Here is a 19,364-nt window from a genome sequence, read left to right on the forward strand (position 1 = left end):
TTTCCTCTCTTTGCACTACTGGTACTACTGTGCCGCTTTGGTGGGCAGGCGAAACAGATCGTTGATCTTAATCAACTGGCCCGTCTGCATTGACTGATTGGCGGCGATTCCTACCAGGATTGAGGCGGCACCATCGATATGTGACGCTGCCCGTCGATACGGATCATGCGGGGGATTGGGCGAAAATAAGTGTTCCAGCAAGATGGGATCACCACCACCGTGTCCCCCGGTCGATTCCGGTACTTCTACAGTATATGGTACACCAAACATAGGGAAGACGCGGATACTGGTGGATTTAAACGGCCCTTTGCTGGCGCTCTCCTTGCCCTCGCCATCGTTTTGGATCTGGTGGATATTCTCCACGACATCCATCTCCAGGCGCCCTTTGGTGCCCGTGATGGCGACGCGCAGCCCCTCCCAGGGAGAGTAGGCGATCAGCGAATAGGAGAGCAGCACCCCGTTCTGGTAGCGAGCGATCAGCCGCATGGTATCCTCGATCGTAATCGGTTCGCCAAAGACGTTGCGGTCGCGCAGGTAGCCGGTCTCCTGCTCCGCGTTGAGATACAAGCTGCGCAGCATCGGGTTGGTCTCAAGCGTAAGGGCGAAAGGATCGTTGCGCGCCTCTTCAACTCCTGTATAGCGCTGATAGGCGTAGTGCTCGCCGCGCTTCTCGGCGTTGTGCTTGCCATAGAACTGCAGGGCGCCCATGGCGAAGACCTCGCTGGGATAGGTGTCGAGCCACCAGTTGACCAGGTCGAAGTGGTGCGTGGCTTTATGCACGAACAGGCCGCCGCTATTCTTCTTCTCGCGGTGCCAGCGGCGGAAATAGTCGGCGCCATGACTGGTATCCAGCAGCCAGGCGAAGTCCATCGCCAGTGGTTTGCCGACTGCGCCGTTCATGACCTGCTCGCGGAAGGCCGTATACGCGGGCGTATAGCGATAGTTAAAGCTCACGCGCAGTGAGCGTCCTGTACGCTCCTGGGTCTCGAAGATCGCCTGCAGCTTCTCGACATCGATGGTCAGTGGTTTCTCCGTGATCACATCGCAGCCCAACTCCATAGCCCGGATAATATAGATATGGTGGGTGCTATCCATCGTCGTCACGATGACCGTATCGGGCCGCGTCTCGCCAATCATCTGATCAAACTGTTCAGCCAGGTAGGTCGGCAGAGGTGAGCCTCCAATACTTTCCTGGATACGCTGATTATGCCAAGCCATGCGCACCTGGCTCAGATCGCACAGCGCCACCAGCTCCGCGATTTCGTGATAGGGGCCGATCAGCGCATCGATAAACATCCGTGAACGCGATCCCGTGCCGACCAGTGCATACCGTTTTTTTTGCATGTGCTGCCTCTTTACAAATTTACCAAGATTAACAGATAAATGTTTTTTATTACCACGATTCTGTGTGACCGGTAACATTACATATATGCATTATAAAACAATAAAAATCAAGCATGAGTCTGGAGGAGTATTTGAAGGCAATCTCCAACCTATTGACATGGATCAGATTGATTGGGTATAATGTGACCGTTCACAAAAATTACATACATTTTTTCATACATCAAAGATGTTCGGTGGTCGCATTGACCGGGGCGCCTTTTTGAGACAATTGTATTGATGGACATGGGAGGCATCCTGTGTTTGTCGGAGAGATGTTTTCACTGGTATGGTTGTCAAGAAGAAGAAAAGCACGATTCGCGACGTGGCGAAGCTGGCGGGGGTCTCCTATCAAACGGTGTCGCGGGTGATGAATGAGAGTGAGAGCGTCGCCGAGGAGACGCGCAGGCGTGTCCTGCAGGCGATGAAAGAGCTGGACTTTGTGCCCAGCAAAGTCGCTCGCATGCTAACCACCCATCGTTCGCATACATTAGAGCTGGTCGTGGTCAGTATTCGTCACGGTGGTCGCTTCGCGGAGTCGATCAAAAGCATGGCGCTGGCCGCGCGGGACGCGGGCTACGATCTGCTGGTAACGATGACGACGCGTGAGGAACTGGGAGCGGCCCTGGAGAACGCGGCTGCCCGCCTGGTGGATGGCGTCATCATGCACGCGCCCTCGCTGGATATCAGCGATGAGGACCTGCTGGAAATCGCCGGGGGGATGCCACTGGTGCGGCGCGATTACGTACCTACTTCAAAACTGGCCTGGGTCGGCTTTGATCAGATCTATGCTACCCGCATGGCTGTGGAGTACCTCATCAAGCTCGGCCATCGCCAGATCGCGGCCATCCCTCCCACGCTGGACCTGATCAACGGCCACCTGCGGCATACCGTCTGGCGTGAGACCCTGCTGCACCATGGTCTGCAGCCCGGACCGATGTGCGCTTCCCAATATACCTTTACTAATGGACATGCTGCTATGCAGCAACTGTTGGCGAGCGGGCAACCTTTTACGGCCGTTATGGTGGGTTCGGACACCATGGCTCTGGGGGCGATGCGCGCCCTGCGCGAGCACGGCCTGCGCATTCCCGCCGATGTTTCGGTAATCAGCTTCGACAATGCTGAACTGGCGGCTTATACCGAGCCACCTCTTACCACCATTGATTTTAACTTCGGCCAGCAGGATACTACGGCCGTCAAATATCTCATCGAAATACTCAATAATCCAGACATGAAATTGCATCAGCGTATTCTGTTACCAGATTTGATCGTTCGTGAAAGTACTGGCGAAGCCCCTGCTGGTCGGGTGGCAGAGCACTCATAGACTCCCACAAATAGCGCGGGTAGCGCTTATCTGATCTGTCTATCTTCTCTTCATGGTGAGTGAAGAACTGTGACAGTGCAAGCGGTGTGTACTCTCTTTTGTCGTGCCCGTCACTAAGGTGGGTGTGGTTCCTTACTGTCATTCGGTTGTCCCGTTGTCAAGATGCATCAATGAAGTATGCACATCTGAGGAGGCACAAATACATGAGTAGGATCTCTTATACGCGCAGACAGTTTTGTCGTTATGGTTTGAGTAGTGTGGCTGGATTGACGTTGCTGGATCTGGCGGCCTGCGGCTCATCCTCATCAACATCTTCCGGTGGTAGTCAGACATTACAGCTATCCTTCTGGGGTGATGCCTCGCGCAATAAGCTGACGCGCAACGCCATTACGCTCTACCAGCAGGCGCATTCCGGCACCACTATTCATTCCTGGTTCGCTGACTTCAATTCGTATTTTAACAAGTTGAACACGCAGATCGCCGGCGGTAGTGTGCCCGACCTGATCCAGATGGACATGGCCTATCTCTCGCAGTATGTGAATCAGAAGATATTATTAGACCTGGGACCACTCATTTCTAACAAGACCATCGATCTCTCCGATTTTGATCAAGGGATGCTGAAGAATAGCGAGGACAAGGGCGTCGTCTATGGTATTTCGCTGGGTGGCAACTATGAGTGCATGCTTTACGATACCCAGGTAGTAAAAGATGCCGGATTGAGCGCTCCTCCAAGTAGCTGGACGTGGGACGACTACGCGCAGTACGTGGGCAAGATTTCAAAGGCATTGAGCTCTAAACAGATTTACGGCTCGCCCGACTCCAGCGGTGCCATCGATATCTTTGAGATCTGGGTACGTCAGCAGGGGCATGAGCTCTACACATCCGATGGAGGCGTGGCCTTTACGCTTGATGACGTTACCTCGTGGTTTACTTATTGGAGCCAGCTGCGCAAGGCCGGTGCCTGCGCTCCTGCCCAGTTACAGGCCTCGGTGACCGGGAGCGGTCCGGCCGCTACGTTGTTGACGCAGGGGAAGGTCGCCTTCGCCATTGCCCATTCCAATCAATTCCATGGCTTCCAGGTACTCTCGCAGCATCCTTACGCACTACAGATGGTGCCGAACGGTCCCAAACCGGGCCTGTATCTCAAGCCATCAATGCTGATGAGTGTGGCTGCCAAATCCAAATACACTAAAGAGGCCGCCGATTTCATTAATTTCTTGATTACGCAGCCTAAAGGAGTGAAGGCGATCGGCCTGGATCGTGGTATTCCTGGCAGTGCTCGTGCGCGCGCGGCGCTCCAGCCAACGCTGAAGGCAGAGGACAAGGCCGTGCTGGCTTATGCCAGCCAGGTTGCCAGTAGCGGACAGACCTCCTCTAAGACCGTACTCGATCCCCCGAATGCTGGCAAGCTTCAGACCCTACTGATGAACGTGGCCCAGGCCATTGGTTTTGGTAAGCAATCGGTGGCCGATGGCGCCAAAGCTTTTTATGATGGATCTCAGAAAGCCCTGACCAGGTCCTAGAATATGGAGCTGAACAATGACTGTTACGCCTGCTATGACCCGGTCGCGTCCACTCTCTGAACGCGTGCCACGCAAGCCACGCCGCATGAGCAGCGCGGAGAAGAAAGAGAACCTGGCTGCCCATCTCTTTCTTCTCCCCTGGTTCCTGGGCATCATTATCTTTACCGCCGGACCTGTGCTGGGCTCACTCTATCTCTCTTTTACCAACTACAATCTGATCGGTACGCCAGCCTGGGTAGGATTGCGCAACTACCTGACCATGTTTCATGATCCGCAGTGGTGGAACTCTGTGCGCGTTACGCTGCTCTACGTCTTCTTCTCCGTGCCGCTGAAGTTGATCTTCGCGATGGCGATTGCCCTGCTGCTCAAGCAGGGCCTGCGTGGACTGGGCCTCTTTCGCGCTATCTACTACGTGCCCTCACTGCTCGGAGGTAGCGTCGCCATCGCGCTGTTGTGGCGGCAGATCTTTAATTCCGATGGTGTCGTCAACCAGGCGCTGGGATTCATTGGTATTCATATATCCATCAGCTGGATCTCCACGCCGGAATATGCGCTGCCCACGCTGATCATTCTGGCGATCTGGCAGTTTGGCTCGCCGATGCTGATCTTCCTGGCCGGCCTGAAACAGATCCCGCAGGAATATTATGAGGCGGCCTCAACTGATGGATCGGGTCCCTGGCGCAACTTCTTCTCGATCACCTTACCCTTGATTACACCGCTGGTCTTTTTCAACCTGATCTTACAGATGGTGGGAGCATTTCAGGCCTTTACACCGGCATTTGTGGTCAGCGGAGGTAGTGGAGGGCCGTTGGACTCAACCCTCTTCTATACTCTGTACGTCTATCAGCAGGGATTTGGTTATTTGCAGATGGGATATGCTTCGGCGATGTCGTGGATCCTCCTGGTCGCGATCGGTGTGTTCTCGGTGATCGCCTTTCTGTCGTCGCGCTACTGGGTCTTTTATCAAGATGATGGGAGATGAATGATGAATATTCCACTTTCACGTTCTCAACTGGCGCGCCGTGCTGTGCGCCCACAGCCGCATCGATCATCACGGCTGGCCTGGCGCTTGTTGATGTATCTGATCGTGATCATGGGCGCGATCATCATGCTGTATCCACTGATCTGGATGTTTAGCGCCTCGTTCAAACCGGAAGATCAGATTTTCGCCAATTCCAGCCTGCTCTCTCCCAGCTGGATTATCAATAACTATTCAGATGGCTGGAATGCCCTGGACTATGGGTTTACCGTCTTCTTTGTGAACTCGCTGATCATCTGCCTGGGAGCGGTTGTTGGCAACCTGATATCCTGCTCGATGGCCGCTTATGCCTTTGCGCGCCTGCGCTTTCGCTACAAGGCCTTCTGGTTCATTGTGATGCAGGGGATTATCCTTTTGCCGACCCACGTCATGATCGTGCCGCAGTATATTCTGTTTAAAGATCTGGGCTGGGTTAATACCTTCCTGCCGCTGATCGCGCCTAAATTTCTGGCCACCGACGAGTTTTTTGTGTTCCTGATGATCCAGTTCATTCGTGGCATCCCGCGCGAACTGGATGATGCCGCGCAGATGGATGGCTGTGGCCGCCTGGCCTTCTACTGGCGCGTGGTCCTGCCCCTCTCGCTGCCCGCGCTGGTGACATCCGCCATCTTCACCTTCATCTGGACCTGGAATGACTTTTTTACCCAGCTGATCTACCTCAACGACGAGTCGCTCTATACCATTCCACTGGCCCTGCGTACATTTCTGGATAGCACCGGTAACTCGGCTTATGGACAGCTCTTCGCCATGTCCGTGCTCTCGCTGCTGCCGGTAATTGCCTTTTTCCTGCTCTTCCAGCGCATGCTGATTGAAGGAGCCGCCACCACTGGCATCAAAGGGTGAGGTTAAAAGAGAATGTTCGCAGCGCCAACTACGCTGCGAACATTCGTATATGTATTATTTGCCGGGGGCGGCGATGAAGTGATATTTCTGCAGCACGGCCTGACCGTCGCTGGAGAGTACATAGTTCACGAAGTCCTGGGCTTCGTTGTGGTGGGGGGCGTTTTTGGTGACGGCGATCGGATACTGGGCGATCACGTTGAAGGTGTCGGGAATGTCGATGACGGTCACTTTAGCGGAAACGGCGTTGGTGACGTCGGTGCGATAGACGAAGCCGGCGTCTACCTCACCCAGCTGTACCTTCTGCACCACGGCCTTGACGTTCTCTTCCTGTGAGACAATGTTCTTCTTCACACTGGCCTCATAATCGGCACCATACTGGGGCGAAGCCCCCATCTTATCGAGCACCTGCTGACTATACTTGCCCGCTGGCACAGCGGCCGCGCCGATATCGATCTTGACGCCTGATTTCGCCAGGTCTTTCAATCCGGTTACATTCTTATTGCCGGTTGGCACGATTACCACCAGGCGGTTCTGCGCGAAGATCTGCGCGCTCTCAACCACGCTCGCCGCGCTGGCCTTCTTCATATTGGTCTGGTCGGCCGAAGCAAATACATCGGCGGGCGCTCCGTTGGCGATCTGCTGCTCCAACAACTGCGAGCCATTGAAATTATACTTGATGCTCACATTGGGATGCCGGGCCTGGTACTGCTTCGCGATGTCGTGGAAGGACTCGGTGAGCGAGGCGGCGGCGAACACCTGGAGCGAAATATTGGCGGCCGCCGGCTTTGTAGCCGTGCTGGCCTGGGTACTGCCTGTATTAGAGTTCCCACCGCCACAGGCGGCCAGCAAGAATGTCAATAAGAGAAGGGCGCAGACCGTGGAATGAACGCGTTTCATACATACTCCTCGCAAATGTCTAAGCGTTTGTATTTTTCTATTTTCTCATCCCGAGAGCGCAACGGCAATGTTTGTACTCATAGTATGAGTAATCACAAAGTGAGTATACAACACTTTTGGGGGACATGGTATAGGTTCATTGCTAGCGTGCCGGAGCTTCTAAGGGTCTATTTCCTGTTTAACGGCATCCGGAATTGTCCGGGTTTATTCAAGCTTGATGGTGTCAAATGTGGTGTCACATTTTGGGAACATCACACCAATTGTAATGCCGGCTGAGAAAGTAATTACAAGCACCTAATGAGGCTTCATTTATAGTTTTGGATACGGGGTTGATAGAATCCTAGAGAAGAGATATAGGAGAGAATCTCTGAGATCCTTTTCTATGCATGTGTTGTATGTTTTTACAAAGGGGCATTCTTCGTCCTTCTAGAGAATTTAATGTTGTATGCAAATACGAGCATTATATGCTTTGACTGTTTCTTTAAAATTAGTTATCCGCACATTGATCCCCTTCAGACAATTTTCGCTTGACACTCAGATAGTGCCCTTTGGCCGTCTTCGTTTTAGGATGCTCGGGACCCAGTACCTGCTCGCGGATGCGTAACGCCCGTTCAAAGAGCGGCTCGGCCTCTGCATACCGCCCCTGGTCTTTATAGAGAAGGGCCAGATTGCTGAGGCTGGTTGCCGTTGAAGGATGCTCGGGACCCTGCACCTGCTCAGAAATGCGTAAGGCTCGCTCATAGAGCGGCTCAGCCTCTGCATACCGCCCCTGCTCTTCATAGAGGATAGCCAGATTGTTGAGGCTGGTTGCCGTATCAGGATGCTCGGAACCTTGCACTTGCTCAGAAATGCGTAAGGCTCGCTCATAGAGTGGCTCGGCCTCTGCATACCGCCCCTGGATTTTATAGAGAAGGCCCAGATTATTGAGGTTGGTTGCCGTTGAAGGATGCTCGGGACCCAGTACCTGCTCGCGGATGCGTAACGCTCGTTCAAAGAGTGGCTCAGCCTCTGCATACCGGCCCTGCTCTTCATAGAGGATAGCCAGATTGTTGAGGTTGATTGCCGTTGAAGGATGCTCGGGACCCCGCCCCTGCTCAGAAATGCGTAACGCTCGCTCAAAGAGCGGCTCGGCCTCTGCATACCGCCCCTGCTCTTCATAGAGAAAGGCCAGATTGCTGAGGTTGGTTGCCGTTGAAGGATGCTCGGGACCCTGCACCTGCTCGCGGATGCGTAACGCTCGTTCAAAGAGCGGCTCGGCCTCTACATAAAAGAAATATTTTGCTAACCAATTACCTGCTAGTGTGAAGATAGAAGCTACATCTGATGATATGAAATTATACTCATCGGTAAGCAACAAGAGATGTTGTGCTTGAAGCACGTACGGCTGGCACTGTTCCCATATCTTTGGCTCTAATTGGTAACAGGTTTTCAGGAGTACTTGAATGACCCGTTCCATCCAGATCTTTTGTGCCTGCATGTCCATTGTATCTCTTAAGACAGCTTGCACCAATCGATGTAATTGAAGAGACTGACGATCTAGGCTACGCTTCACCAATGAAAACTTGAGCAGTTCGCCAATTGCACGATCCAATGTAAATAGATTGTCGGCTACAGGCTCGAGCACAGATCCTAATTCATAGCGTCCTACTATAAACATGTCAATGGGAATGGCATCCGGTTGCAAGAAAGCACAGAAGCGTAATAGCTCCGCAGCTGCCGGGTTTGCTTGTTCCACAACCTGAAAGGATAATGACCAAGTGGCCGCCACCGGTTGAGGATGGCCTAGCGCAAAACGTCCTCTCTCGTTTAGCAACTCAGAATGTCTTTGTTGATAGAAGGACACATAATTTGCGAGGCTCGAACCCGTTTCCTCTAGATACGCACTTGCTTGATCAAGCGCTAAGGGAAGGCCATCTAGAATAGCTACAATCACTTCGGCATCCTTGCGCATCTTCTCAGAGGCTTGTTCAAGGGTGGCTTCTGGAGTCAGAACTTTGGCACGGCGTAATAATAGGAGTGCCGCATCCTCTTTCGCCATGGGTTCAATGCTTGTGGTGCGAGCTGTGAGACCTCCCGTTGCCGCGGCTCTGGTTGTGATCAGTATGTGCCCTTTATTGGCATGAAGCAGCATCTGGTAAGCATTTAGCAGATCCAGATCGTCTGCATTGTCCAGGATTAGTAGCCAGTGTTCATTATCGCGGAACCACTCTCTTAGAGCATTCATCGTGACTGTAATATCGATATCTTTGGCTGGCAGGGGGAGATGAAGGAGCGAAGCTATGTTCACAAATCCTGTCTGAAGAGATTCTGAGGTATCAGCATTGATCCAAAACACGTACCGATAGTGTTGCTGATAACGATAGGCATACTCTATAGCGATTTGTGTCTTGCCAATGCCTCCAAGACCTCCAATAGACTGAGTAAGGGCCATTGAATGTCCAGGCGCAAAGGAGATATGCAGTTGCTGCAGAATCTCTTCACGCCCGGTGAAGAAGGGATTGCGTGGATGAGGCACATCGAAAATACGAGATGGCTGCGGTTGGCCCGCCGCAGGTTGTTCCTCCGGTTCCGGAACGTGTATTTCAGCAATCACCTTGCGCAGTTCTTTAACTACCTGGGTCCAGGCTTCATCTTTGAGCCAGGTGGAGCTTTGTATCGGAACTCCATCCCTGGGTAGCACCTGGAGGTGGTTAAACGGGGCATCCTCCCAGGAAACGGAACGAACCAAAATTGGCACTACCCTTGATTTGCCTCGTGTCTGCTGCTCAAGAGCCTGTTTCATCTCCTTTCCATAGCAGTAGTCTGAATCGAGAAAATCGGCACTTACCAAAAAAAGGATTAAATGAGCCGCGCTCAGATTCTGATCAATCTCTTGTTCCCAATTTGCCCCAGCAACAACCTTGCGATCGTGCCACTCTGAAATAACCCCACGGCGTCGGAGCGTTGACAAATGCTTTTCGAGGTCTTTGCGGAATGCTTCATCTTCGTGAGCATATGAATAAAATACCTTGATTGCCTTCCCTGACAGTGATGGTTGTTCCATATGCAATCCTTCACATTGATCTCTTCTTCGGATAGCATTACTTGATGGTACATTTGATGCTCCTTAGCGTAAGTGTAAATGTTTTTCGCTTATAGAAGCATTCCTAGCAAAACTACGCGCTCTTTACTGGAAATTTAAGATCCTTGCAATTCGATTTTCACATTATAACCATGTGTACGGAGCATATAGACGAGGTTTGGGCCATCGATAAGAGAGATTGGTTTATCTTTAGCAAATTCTCTCGAGTCATGGCCGAAATAGCTCGTTGTTACAAGAATTCCCTTTACTGCTCCCTCATTAATCATCGTCCCATAGAGATCGCGGACAGCAGAGACAGGTACCACCTTATTGTATCGTTTCGCCTGAATTACAAATTTACCACCTCGTATGGCATCAGGATCAAAAGCAATAGCATCAACTCCACCATCGCGACTGGCTTGAGTAACACGCACCTCAGAACCATATCCTGCAAAGATTTTGCTGAATAATTCACAGACGAGGTGCTCAAAATCTTCCCAGTCCATTGTGGCAAGGTTGTCATTTGTAGTGAGATTTGCGAGTACTTCTCTAGACTCTACGAAGCGCTTGTCTTGGGTATCCATTTCCATGATTGGCTTCACAGGGGCCATCTGAGAAAGTGATCCAGCGACTAATCCTTTGAGACTTCTAATACACTCCTTAGGGTCAACTTTCATTAAATTTATATTTTTAAATATAGCCCGCGATGCTTGAACAGAAATAATGCACGAGGCAAACTCTTGCCCAGTGGATTTATTAACTCCCGTGACCCAACCGTTAAAAACAATACTTTGAAGCGCCGGAATATTAGCTTCAAGAAAGCAGACGTGAAGTGTTAATAGTACCATTTGGCAAAGAACTGAGTCGTAAAGAGCCTCAATTTCTTTCGGTTTTAATACCACTGGCTCTATAACTGCTCGACTCTTCACGAGCTTATAACCACTGATACGTGGAATCTCAACAAGTTCTGGTAAATACATAGAAATAACAGCTGTCCCCCCGATAGGTTCAAATTGTACCTCAACGTTTTTGCCATAACCCTCTGGAAACGGGATCGTTCCAATAATGTGTTTGAGAAACCAAGTTACAATCTCGGCATCTCCATTTTCAAATTGCTGTCGTTTTTCATCTATGGCCGCATTGTATTTTGCCTTCTCCTGCTCAAGCTCTTGCTGTTTTTGTTCATAAGCGCGAAGAGCCTCTGCTTTTCGTTTTTCATAGCGGTCGGTAAGTTCTTGCAAGTGCTTACGGATTGCTTCTTCTTCTTCTAAGCGCTTTTTCTTCCCTCCTGGAATTATGTTTCCTATGATTGAGCCTTGAGTCCGCAATCCAAGGGTCACGGCGGCCTGTGCAAATGTGGGGGGGAATTCATGAAATGAAAATGGCGAAAGCTGTCGAAAATCCTTTCCTTTCTCCCAATCAAACATTTTTCGAGGTTTTAACCCATTAGAAAGCAGATTTCTCAGTGTATCCAACCTTGCTTGAGCTTCCCGCGTGTCTCTTTCCGCTCTTGCTTCGAGGCTAAGTAAGTCATCCTGTTTTCTTTTTTTTGTTTCTTGCTCTCTCCATTTAGAAATCTGTTGAGCTATCTTCTGGTCTAACTCCATCTTCGTATGAGCAACGACGACCTTTGTCTCGCCAAGATAAGAGTTAGAAATCATACGCTGAAACCTGTACTTCGTTGGCATAATGGCATCCTTACTATTATCCAGCAGATTAGATTACTCTCAAGTAACTTACTTGTTTATATAATCTGCCCACTAGGTTCCACAACTAACCCTCTAAAAAGTGCTACATTTGAATAAGTTTGTTTTGTATTATTAGCCCGCTACCGGAGTGTTTGTGTGCTATGTCAGCATGATCTAATATTTGTGCCCATCCGCGTCGATTTACTCACTGAACCCCTGTTTCTTTATTTTATCTTCAGCCCCTGCCACCACTCTTTAGGCTCAGTGTGCAGGCATGCTTCGGCGAGGTTCTTGGCAACATCGGTTTGTAAGCCTGCGTAGCAGTTGGTGATCCAATCCTGAGTGTCGGGATAACCTTGCACCTGGTATTCTCTTGCTTGAACAATGCATTCTAGTAGATCTGCATCACGTGCCAGGATACCTTCTGGTGAGCGCCGTCCTTCATAGTCATCGAAAAAGGAGAGGATGTTTGCCGCAATCTCTTGCGGTAATCTATCAACTTGCTCAGTGATAGCCCTCTCTTCATCTCTTCCCACGTTAATGTAGCGCTTTGAAACACGGTGAAGGTCATTTATGCGAGCTTCGCCAGTGTCATGGAAAAGGCACATCATTGCAGTTTTTGCCGGGTCCGCACCGTCCAAGGAAGCTAAAACATACCCTAAAATAGCCGTTCTGAAGGTATGCTCAGCAACGCTTTCGGGGTCAGTAATACCTGCCATCCACCATCCAGAGCGTTTCACGCGCTTGAGTTGACCTATTTCATATAAATATTTGGCGATGTTATTCATATCCATGTGGCAGCTCCTCTAATAATATTAATAGCATGTTCAATCGTTCTTTTTCTTGCTCAAACATTACGCTTTGGTTCTGTGATTCTCGCTCTACGTTTTCTAGGCAGGCCGCTAACTCATGGCAGTAGGGTATTAATATATCTACCCCGCGGCTTTCGATCAGAGCAGATAAGGTAAGTATATCTAATGTCCAGCCGTTTTTGTACCTCTTATTACTTAACCGCCGCAAGAGCGCTTTTATTGTCCGGCTACATTTTTCTTCCCCTGCGTCGTAGTAACCTGATTCTTGAGATTGATCACCATAATAGACCAGGTGATATCCCAGGTTAATCGAGGCAGCCTCAGGGTCCTCTCGAATAAACTGTATGTATTGATCAAGTACCTCTAGTTGTCCGCAATAAAGAGCTAGGCCCACCATCATACCCCTTTGGACCCACTTATTGGTCTCGCGTACATAATTTTCATCCAGGAATTGAATAGCTCGAGGCGTACCTAAACGCGCGAGGTAGTGGCTGGATTGCTGGCGAACTATGGCAGATCTGAGGCCGTTATCTGATTTGTTCTCCTGATAGAGTTCCATGAGATGGTCAGAAATAAAATTCTTCTCGCTGGCTGTGATTTCTTTTGAACCCAGCATCTGCTTTAAGAAGGATACCACTTCAAATGGGAGCAACTCTCGAAGGGCCTCTTCAAGTTTACTTATTTCATCACCTTGTTGTATCCGGTTACGCATTAACTCAAAGATATACCTGGCAACATAGTATTCGTGAAAAGATTTGTGGAGAAAGTAGTAATTCTCGCCTTCAGAGACGCTCAGAAAGGTGCGGAAGCAGAGATCATCTAGCAGTTGTGTCTCTGTAAGAGAGGAGAATTGTGGCGCTAGAGTTTTGACGATTGTATTGAGCTCGCTCTGCGTGAATGTCTCATTTTGTGTTAGCCCGTATGCAGAGGCAAAAGATATTCTGGCTGAATATGTGATCCAGGCTACTTCTTGGATCAAGCTATTCTTTTCATGCCACTTTAGGACGGAATCTGGTTTGGCAGCCTCGTTCTTTAACCACTTTTCTGTGTATTCCTTATAAAGCTTGGTGACGCTCCATTCCTCTTCGCTCATTTCTGCTGGATCTGTAAAAATGTCTAGCATCATGATTAATAAGAGAGGTCGTTGAGCCAGGTCCTGCAATTCATGGTTGCTTTTTATAGCCTCGACAATGGCGGTAGGCGTTGTTTCGGCCTGCTTTGTAACCGAGGCACGTTTTTTGTGATAAAAATCTGCAATATATTGGATTACTGCTTCATTGAGAGCCAGTGGCTGTAACTCGACTCGCAAGGGGTATTCTTCCAGCAACGGTGACATTGAGAGATAGAACTCAAAGAAGTTTTTGCGGCAAGAGAGAATAGAGGGAAGGGTAAATAGTTTACTCGCCGCCCTCTCATTGAGAGATCGCTGCGTCAGTTCCCCTTGCATCTCATCAAGACCATCAAAAAAGAAAACGATCCGGTTTTTTCGTGCCAGCATTACAAAGCTATCATAGACAAGTGGAAATTTATCGCTGAGATAGTTCCAGAGAATCTCAAAGGCGCTACCAGAAAGAGATGAGAACTCACGAAGTGGGATATAAATTGGAAATGGGGCGGCCTCCAATGGAGCCGAAATAAAATTGGTGGCCAGGATATTGAAGAGTTGTTTGAGGATAGTTGTCTTTCCCTGGCCAGCATCTCCCAGTAGAAGTATACGTTGTTCGTCGCTTAACGCGGTTGTCAGATACTCCACAAGCGTGCCTGTGGCGGGAGTGCTCTGCAATGTGGTCCATGGTGGCGAAATGAACAGCCCTTTATCACCTACGACGTCTTTGACACGTAAGTTGGTTGAGCCAGGAGCTAAGGCATTGAGCATTCTAGTTTGCTGGTGCTGTAGGTATTCGACCAGCAAAGATTTTTCATCGGGAGAGAGTATGTGCGACTGTACCTGAATGACAGAATCGGCTCGATCGATATCTTCTCGATGCTTATTGACGGAAAGGGAATTGGATATAAACCCTAATTCCCCGGCATCTTTATTAAAGAGGGCGATGAGCTTTTCCTGGAAATAGGGGTCTGGGGTGTTTACACCCCGCTCCCATTTACTTACAGTGTCAACGCTGGTGCCGAGTTCGTCTGCAACCTTTTGTTGCGGCCAACCTCGTAAGGCCCGCTGTTTTTTCAATAGAGTATTTGGCTGATGCAATCTTCTGTTATGGTTGGAATCCATTCCTGCTCATCTCCTGCAAGAATCATAAGGTCACACACATTGATTGCTTTTTTAGTATAGTAGGAAAATAAGCTTAATATCAACACAAACTACTATAGGTTATTTATCTTCAGCATTACTCTGTTTATTACTGTATTTCTGCTCTTCCTGGCGTATGAAATCCTCAATGGCTTCGCGCCGAAATCGCCATAAGTCGCCTAATTTGAAACCAGGTAGCTTACCCTGTTCTGCCCACCTCACTATTGTGCGTTGATGGACCTTAAGCAAAGCCGCAACTTCTTTGGGTTCTAGGATTTCATCCATAATGGGCATAGAACCTCCTCATCTAATAACCTGCTATGTCTCAATAGTACCATACAGCGTTTAGCTGGTCAAAATTGTCTCAAAAATACAATAAGATTGTGTAAAATTCCTAATTTGTCTCAAAAATACTTGACAGTGATAAAAATCACCGGTTACACTACATGGTATAAGTAAAAAAATGAAGGGGGGCGGACAAAGGCGGATAGGGGCGGATAAAAGGCGAGCATTAATCTAGTGTGAGCTGTTACAGAACAGCAAAAGATGATCTATTCTATAGATAAGAAAAGACACCGGCGGCGGCAACCGCAAGTGTCTCTATATCCCAACTGCATAAGTGCTGATTGAGTGTAGGAACTTGCCCAGCACTTATGTATAGAGTGTCGGGCCTGTAAGAGTCTAGCGTACGCGGGTTCCGATGTCAATGAGATATTGCCTTTTTGCGGCAGAGAGGAGCCTGCTATGGCAGAGTATAGAACCTTCCCTCAGCGAATTGGGTTTCATTGGACCTGCGTTGCACTGGCCTCTATTCTATCTGATGATATCCAGATCGATGCAGCGTCTGGAGATGGCGAGGAAGAGATGAGCCTTTGGGATGAAGCGTCAAATGAAGGCCTCTGCTTCCTACGCATTGTGCGCTATCTCCCACACGCCCGCCTCTACGAGGGTCTAGTGGCTAAATCCGAAGAATTGCTCGCGGCAGCACCGGCGAAAGCATTCTTCACCGAGGATCAGCTCTACAATACCTTGCCTTGCGATATCCGGATCCGAACCATCTTATCAAGAGACACCTCATTCGCGCGGGAACAAGGCTTCGCACGCGTGGTGAAGCAGATCGAAACGCATGCGCGCGTGATTCGGCCGGCGTTCTACCGCACAGAGCCTGCTATGGCCCCAGTCCGAACGCTGGAATTGATAGGGGCCCCTGCTTTGGCGCCCGAAGAACTGCTTGTCAGCGCGGAAAGCGTCGATACCCATCTCGAAACGCTTCGCCAGTCACACCCCGATACAACTGCAGATCAGGTGGAGTATTGCATCCAGCAAGCCTTCCTCCTGGCCGCCGTCGACGCTCTCATGACCCGCTTGTATGAGCTGCACGACGCGGCATGTGCGAGCATCGTGCGCCCCTGGTGTGCTCAGGTGGCAACGGTGCAGCGCTGGCACCGGGACAACCGCCGGAATGTCGTAAGGGCCATGCCCCTCTCGAAGCCCCGCTGGCGCCTTCACATACACGCACCGATCCAACTCCAGGCGGCTTAAGCTGTCTGAAAGCGCACTCAGTTCTACCATTTTTTTCTTTCCCTTCCTGTCACCACAAGAAAGGTAGGTTTCTTATGCTCAAAAATTTGGTACGCCGGTTCTTCCATGCTCTTGGCAAGTCTACTCTCTGTGGTTGCGGATATTGGACCTGTAGCTACTGTGGCAACTGCCACAACCCTTACTGTCATTCCTATGGTTCATGCTCTGAAGGTTAAAAGGAGGTCGAGGCGATGACCACAACCATGTTCCCCTGGATCCTGATTGCATTGCTGTCGGGCATGTTAATCGGGCTAGTAATTGGCGTCTACCTGGCCTCTTCCCTGGTGAGAGGGCATTTCAGCCACTTCCTGACGCATGGCTCCCAGCGACAGGCACCACCTTCGCCACATCCAAAGGCCAGTGGCCCTTTCTACGAGGATGAGCTGTACACTCGCCGTCCAACCCGTTACTAACCTTTCTGTTTTGACCAACACGGTTCTTTCCAGCCAAAAAGCCCGGCATGTTCGAGCATGCCGGGCCCGTTGAGAAGCTTTTCTCCACATTGCAACGTGATGTCAAGTCCTCTGCCATAGTATCGCTGTGGTGGAGGCCTGACGTCAAGCATCTGAAGAAGAAGGAGCGAGACGTCTTATGTCACAGCATACTCTGTCTCCCTCGTCCCAAGAACGCCTGGTGACGAGGGCCCGCGCGGGTGAACCCGTGCACGATGAGCTGATCCTGTCCCTGCAATCGGCCATTACCTCCATGGCGATCAGGCATCTGCGCAATCATTCCTACAATTGCTATCATGTGGAATACACGGACCTGGTTCAAGAGGCCAATGTGGCCATTCTCACCTCGCTACAGCGAGCGCTAACTAAGCAGGATCCCTGTGCTTACTTGATGCGAACAGCCAAGAAGGCCATGGTCCGCTACTACGTCAATGGGCATGCTGACGTAATCAAGACCTATCACGCCTACCAGGAACCCATTGCGGTGCTGAGCCTGGACGCACCCATCAACAAAGAGACGGGGCAAACGTTTGCCGATCTCCGAGGGGCAGTTCCGCAAGAGCGTCAGCGGCGCGATTCAGACGCGTATGCTTCCCTTTATCGCGCCATTGAGGCCCTCCCCGAGAAGCAGCGCATGGTGGTGCGCCGGTGCTATGAGCTGGGGCTGGGTGATACGCCTGCCTCCTTGAATGAGATCAGCCGCCATTTCTCTCCCCATTCACCGCGGCCAGCCAACGCCCACTATCATCACAGGTGCGCGCTCGCGAAGCTCCGCACGCTTTTGGCGTCGGCCCTTCCTCAATACTGCGTTGGAGGTGTGCAATGATAGCCCCGATCGTTTCAGCAACCGCACAGTCTATCGCGCTGCGGCCGTATCAGGAGGCATGCGTTGAGCGCGTCCTCACCCGACACGCGAGTTGCCCGAAGGGTGGGAAGGCGCTGATCGTCCTCCCCACGGGCTGCGGCAAGACGGTTGTGTTCACCGAAATCGCGCGCCGTCTGGGCTTGCGCACGCTCATTATCGCGCACCGGCAGGAGCTCCTCCAGCAGGCGGCAGATAAATTTCGAATGGTCGACTCGGCTGCGGTGATTGGCCAGGTTGGTGCTGGGCGCCATGAGTACGGGGCACCGATTACCGTCGCCTCAGTTCAAACCATCAGCCGCCCTGAACACCTCAAGCAGGTAAAGCGCTTTGGGTGCCAGCTGATCATTATTGATGAATGTCATCACTCTACCGCGAGCGGCTATCAGGCTGTGCTCGACGCGTTACCAGAGGCTTTTGTATTGGGTGTGACCGCGACACCCGACCGCCTGGATCATCAGAGCATCGAGCGCGTATTCGGCGAACCCATCTTCACCGCCTCGATCATCGATATGGTGGAGCAGGGATACCTGTGTGACCTCCGCGCCATCGCCATTCCGACCGCCGCATCCCTGGATAACGTCCACACGCAGGCTGGCGATTTTAAACTTGATGAGTTGGAAGTGGCCGTGGATACAGAGGATCGGAACAATCGCATTGTTTCCGCCTACCTGCAGCACTGCCGGGGACGGCAGGCCCTGTGCTTCTCGGTTACCGTGGAACATGCGGAACATCTGGCGGTGGCATTTACAACGGCCGGCATACATGCGGCGGTCGTCAGTGGAGATACTCCTCTGGAAGTACGGAAGCGCATCCTTCACCAGTACGAGCGTGGTGACATTGCCGTGGTCTGCAATTGTGGCGTGCTTTCGGAGGGCTACGACGCTCCCCAAACTTCCTGTGTCATTCTCGCGCGACCCACGAAATCACGCGGTCTCTTTACCCAGTGTATAGGACGGGGCACTCGCCTTGCGCCAGGAAAAAGCGACTGCGTCGTGCTCGATATCACCGACAATTGCCTGCGGCACCGCATTCAGCCGCTCACCTTGCGGAAGGTCTTGGAGCTTCCTCTTTTGGACGGCGAGAGCGTGATGGAGTCGAAGAAGCGACAGATTCTGGAGCAGGAGCAGGAGCGCGAAAAGGAGGAACGGACCACCAAGGTCTCGCGCCGAACGCAGGACCTTGTGCTGAATATGCTCGACCGAATGGCCTGGCAGCGGCGCTCCGGTGGTTCCTATGTGCTGGAGGTGGGGGAGCAGAAGCACCAGATTTATCTTATCCCCTCGGAGGAGAAAGACGGCTACTACTCCGTCTGGGCGAAGCTGGCCCCGACTTTCCAGCAGCAGCAATGGCTCAAGGAGTCAACGCTGGAATGGGCGCAGCAGCACGCCGAGATGAAGGCGCGCCTCCTTCAATCCAGCGCGAAAAAGCTGGTGCTGGTTGATAGCACGGCTCCCTGGCGCGCACGTCCCGCCTCCGACAGGCAATTGTACATGCTCCGCAAGTACAAGCTGGACTTTGACCCCGCCATTACCTCCGGCGAGGCATCGGACCTGATTGGCAAGGCGAAAGAAGATGAGGCCAAGAACAAGGCGGGGAAGAAGGCGAAAAAGGCGCAGCGCGTTATTCAGAAGCTCGTCAGGGGGGCATAGCC

Annotated in this window: 15 protein-coding genes; 8 read left to right on the forward strand and 7 right to left on the reverse strand. The window is 51.2% G+C overall.

All coding sequences use genetic code 11. The features are described 5' to 3' along the window. Positions 1-24: 24 nt before the first annotated feature. Positions 25-1,344, reverse strand: a complete 1,320-nt coding sequence (locus KTT_RS16815) for a Gfo/Idh/MocA family oxidoreductase (RefSeq protein WP_126597085.1) — start codon at positions 1,342-1,344, stop codon at positions 25-27. Positions 1,345-1,669: 325 nt separating this feature from the next. Between KTT_RS16815 and KTT_RS16820 the strand changes: the two genes are divergently transcribed. The 4 genes from KTT_RS16820 (at position 1,670) to KTT_RS16835 (ending at position 6,109) form a co-directional block, all read left to right on the forward strand. After that, positions 1,670-2,704, forward strand: a complete 1,035-nt coding sequence (locus tag KTT_RS16820; protein ID WP_126597086.1) for a LacI family DNA-binding transcriptional regulator — start codon at positions 1,670-1,672, stop codon at positions 2,702-2,704. Between the two features lie 203 nt (positions 2,705-2,907). Continuing rightward, complete coding sequence (locus KTT_RS16825; protein WP_160145928.1) at positions 2,908-4,227, forward strand: ABC transporter substrate-binding protein; 1,320 nt, start codon at positions 2,908-2,910, stop codon at positions 4,225-4,227. Between the two features lie 16 nt (positions 4,228-4,243). After that, positions 4,244-5,209 (forward strand): carbohydrate ABC transporter permease, encoded by a 966-nt coding sequence (locus KTT_RS16830; protein ID WP_126597088.1) that lies wholly within the window; start codon positions 4,244-4,246, stop codon positions 5,207-5,209. A 93-nt stretch (positions 5,210-5,302) separates the two neighbouring features. After that, positions 5,303-6,109: a carbohydrate ABC transporter permease gene (locus KTT_RS16835; protein ID WP_371864899.1), complete on the forward strand. Its 807-nt coding sequence runs from the start codon at positions 5,303-5,305 to the stop codon at positions 6,107-6,109. Between the two features lie 54 nt (positions 6,110-6,163). On the opposite strand, the gene modA is transcribed toward KTT_RS16835, so the two are convergent. The 6 genes from modA to KTT_RS16865 all read right to left on the reverse strand — a co-directional run bounded on the left by modA (position 6,164) and on the right by KTT_RS16865 (position 15,109). Next, positions 6,164-7,006, reverse strand: coding sequence for a molybdate ABC transporter substrate-binding protein (modA, locus tag KTT_RS16840; RefSeq protein WP_126597089.1), 843 nt, complete (start codon positions 7,004-7,006; stop codon positions 6,164-6,166). A gap of 487 nt (positions 7,007-7,493) precedes the next feature. Further along, positions 7,494-10,049, reverse strand: a complete 2,556-nt coding sequence (gene fxsT / locus KTT_RS16845; protein WP_126597090.1) for an FxSxx-COOH system tetratricopeptide repeat protein — start codon at positions 10,047-10,049, stop codon at positions 7,494-7,496. 134 nt (positions 10,050-10,183) lie between these two features. Further along, positions 10,184-11,755 (reverse strand): restriction endonuclease, encoded by a 1,572-nt coding sequence (locus tag KTT_RS16850; RefSeq protein ID WP_126597091.1) that lies wholly within the window; start codon positions 11,753-11,755, stop codon positions 10,184-10,186. Positions 11,756-11,979: 224 nt separating this feature from the next. Beyond that, positions 11,980-12,549: an HD domain-containing protein gene (locus KTT_RS16855; RefSeq protein ID WP_126597092.1), complete on the reverse strand. Its 570-nt coding sequence runs from the start codon at positions 12,547-12,549 to the stop codon at positions 11,980-11,982. Beyond that, entirely contained in the window at positions 12,536-14,797 is a 2,262-nt protein-coding gene (locus tag KTT_RS16860) for an NACHT domain-containing protein (RefSeq protein WP_126597093.1), read from the reverse strand. Before KTT_RS16860 ends, KTT_RS16855 begins: the two co-directional genes overlap by 14 nt. A gap of 99 nt (positions 14,798-14,896) precedes the next feature. Next, the gene (locus tag KTT_RS16865; protein ID WP_218030911.1) at positions 14,897-15,109 is read right to left on the reverse strand and encodes a helix-turn-helix domain-containing protein; all 213 of its coding nucleotides are present in this window, start codon (positions 15,107-15,109) and stop codon (positions 14,897-14,899) included. Between the two features lie 450 nt (positions 15,110-15,559). On the opposite strand from KTT_RS16865, the gene KTT_RS16870 reads away from it, so the two are divergent. The 4 genes from KTT_RS16870 to KTT_RS16885 all read left to right on the forward strand — a co-directional run bounded on the left by KTT_RS16870 (position 15,560) and on the right by KTT_RS16885 (position 19,362). After that, on the forward strand, positions 15,560-16,357 hold the full coding sequence (locus KTT_RS16870) for a hypothetical protein (protein WP_126597094.1): 798 nt from the start codon (positions 15,560-15,562) through the stop codon (positions 16,355-16,357). A 230-nt stretch (positions 16,358-16,587) separates the two neighbouring features. Then, the gene (locus KTT_RS16875; RefSeq protein WP_126597095.1) at positions 16,588-16,809 is read left to right on the forward strand and encodes a hypothetical protein; all 222 of its coding nucleotides are present in this window, start codon (positions 16,588-16,590) and stop codon (positions 16,807-16,809) included. A gap of 178 nt (positions 16,810-16,987) precedes the next feature. Then, complete coding sequence (locus KTT_RS16880; RefSeq protein ID WP_126597096.1) at positions 16,988-17,674, forward strand: sigma-70 family RNA polymerase sigma factor; 687 nt, start codon at positions 16,988-16,990, stop codon at positions 17,672-17,674. Then, complete coding sequence (locus tag KTT_RS16885) at positions 17,671-19,362, forward strand: DEAD/DEAH box helicase (protein WP_126597097.1); 1,692 nt, start codon at positions 17,671-17,673, stop codon at positions 19,360-19,362. The genes KTT_RS16880 and KTT_RS16885 overlap by 4 nt, the downstream gene beginning before the upstream one ends. Positions 19,363-19,364: the final 2 nt, after the last annotated feature.

This window comes from Dictyobacter aurantiacus, assembly GCF_003967515.1.
Classification (GTDB): Bacteria; Chloroflexota; Ktedonobacteria; order Ktedonobacterales; family Ktedonobacteraceae; genus Dictyobacter; species Dictyobacter aurantiacus.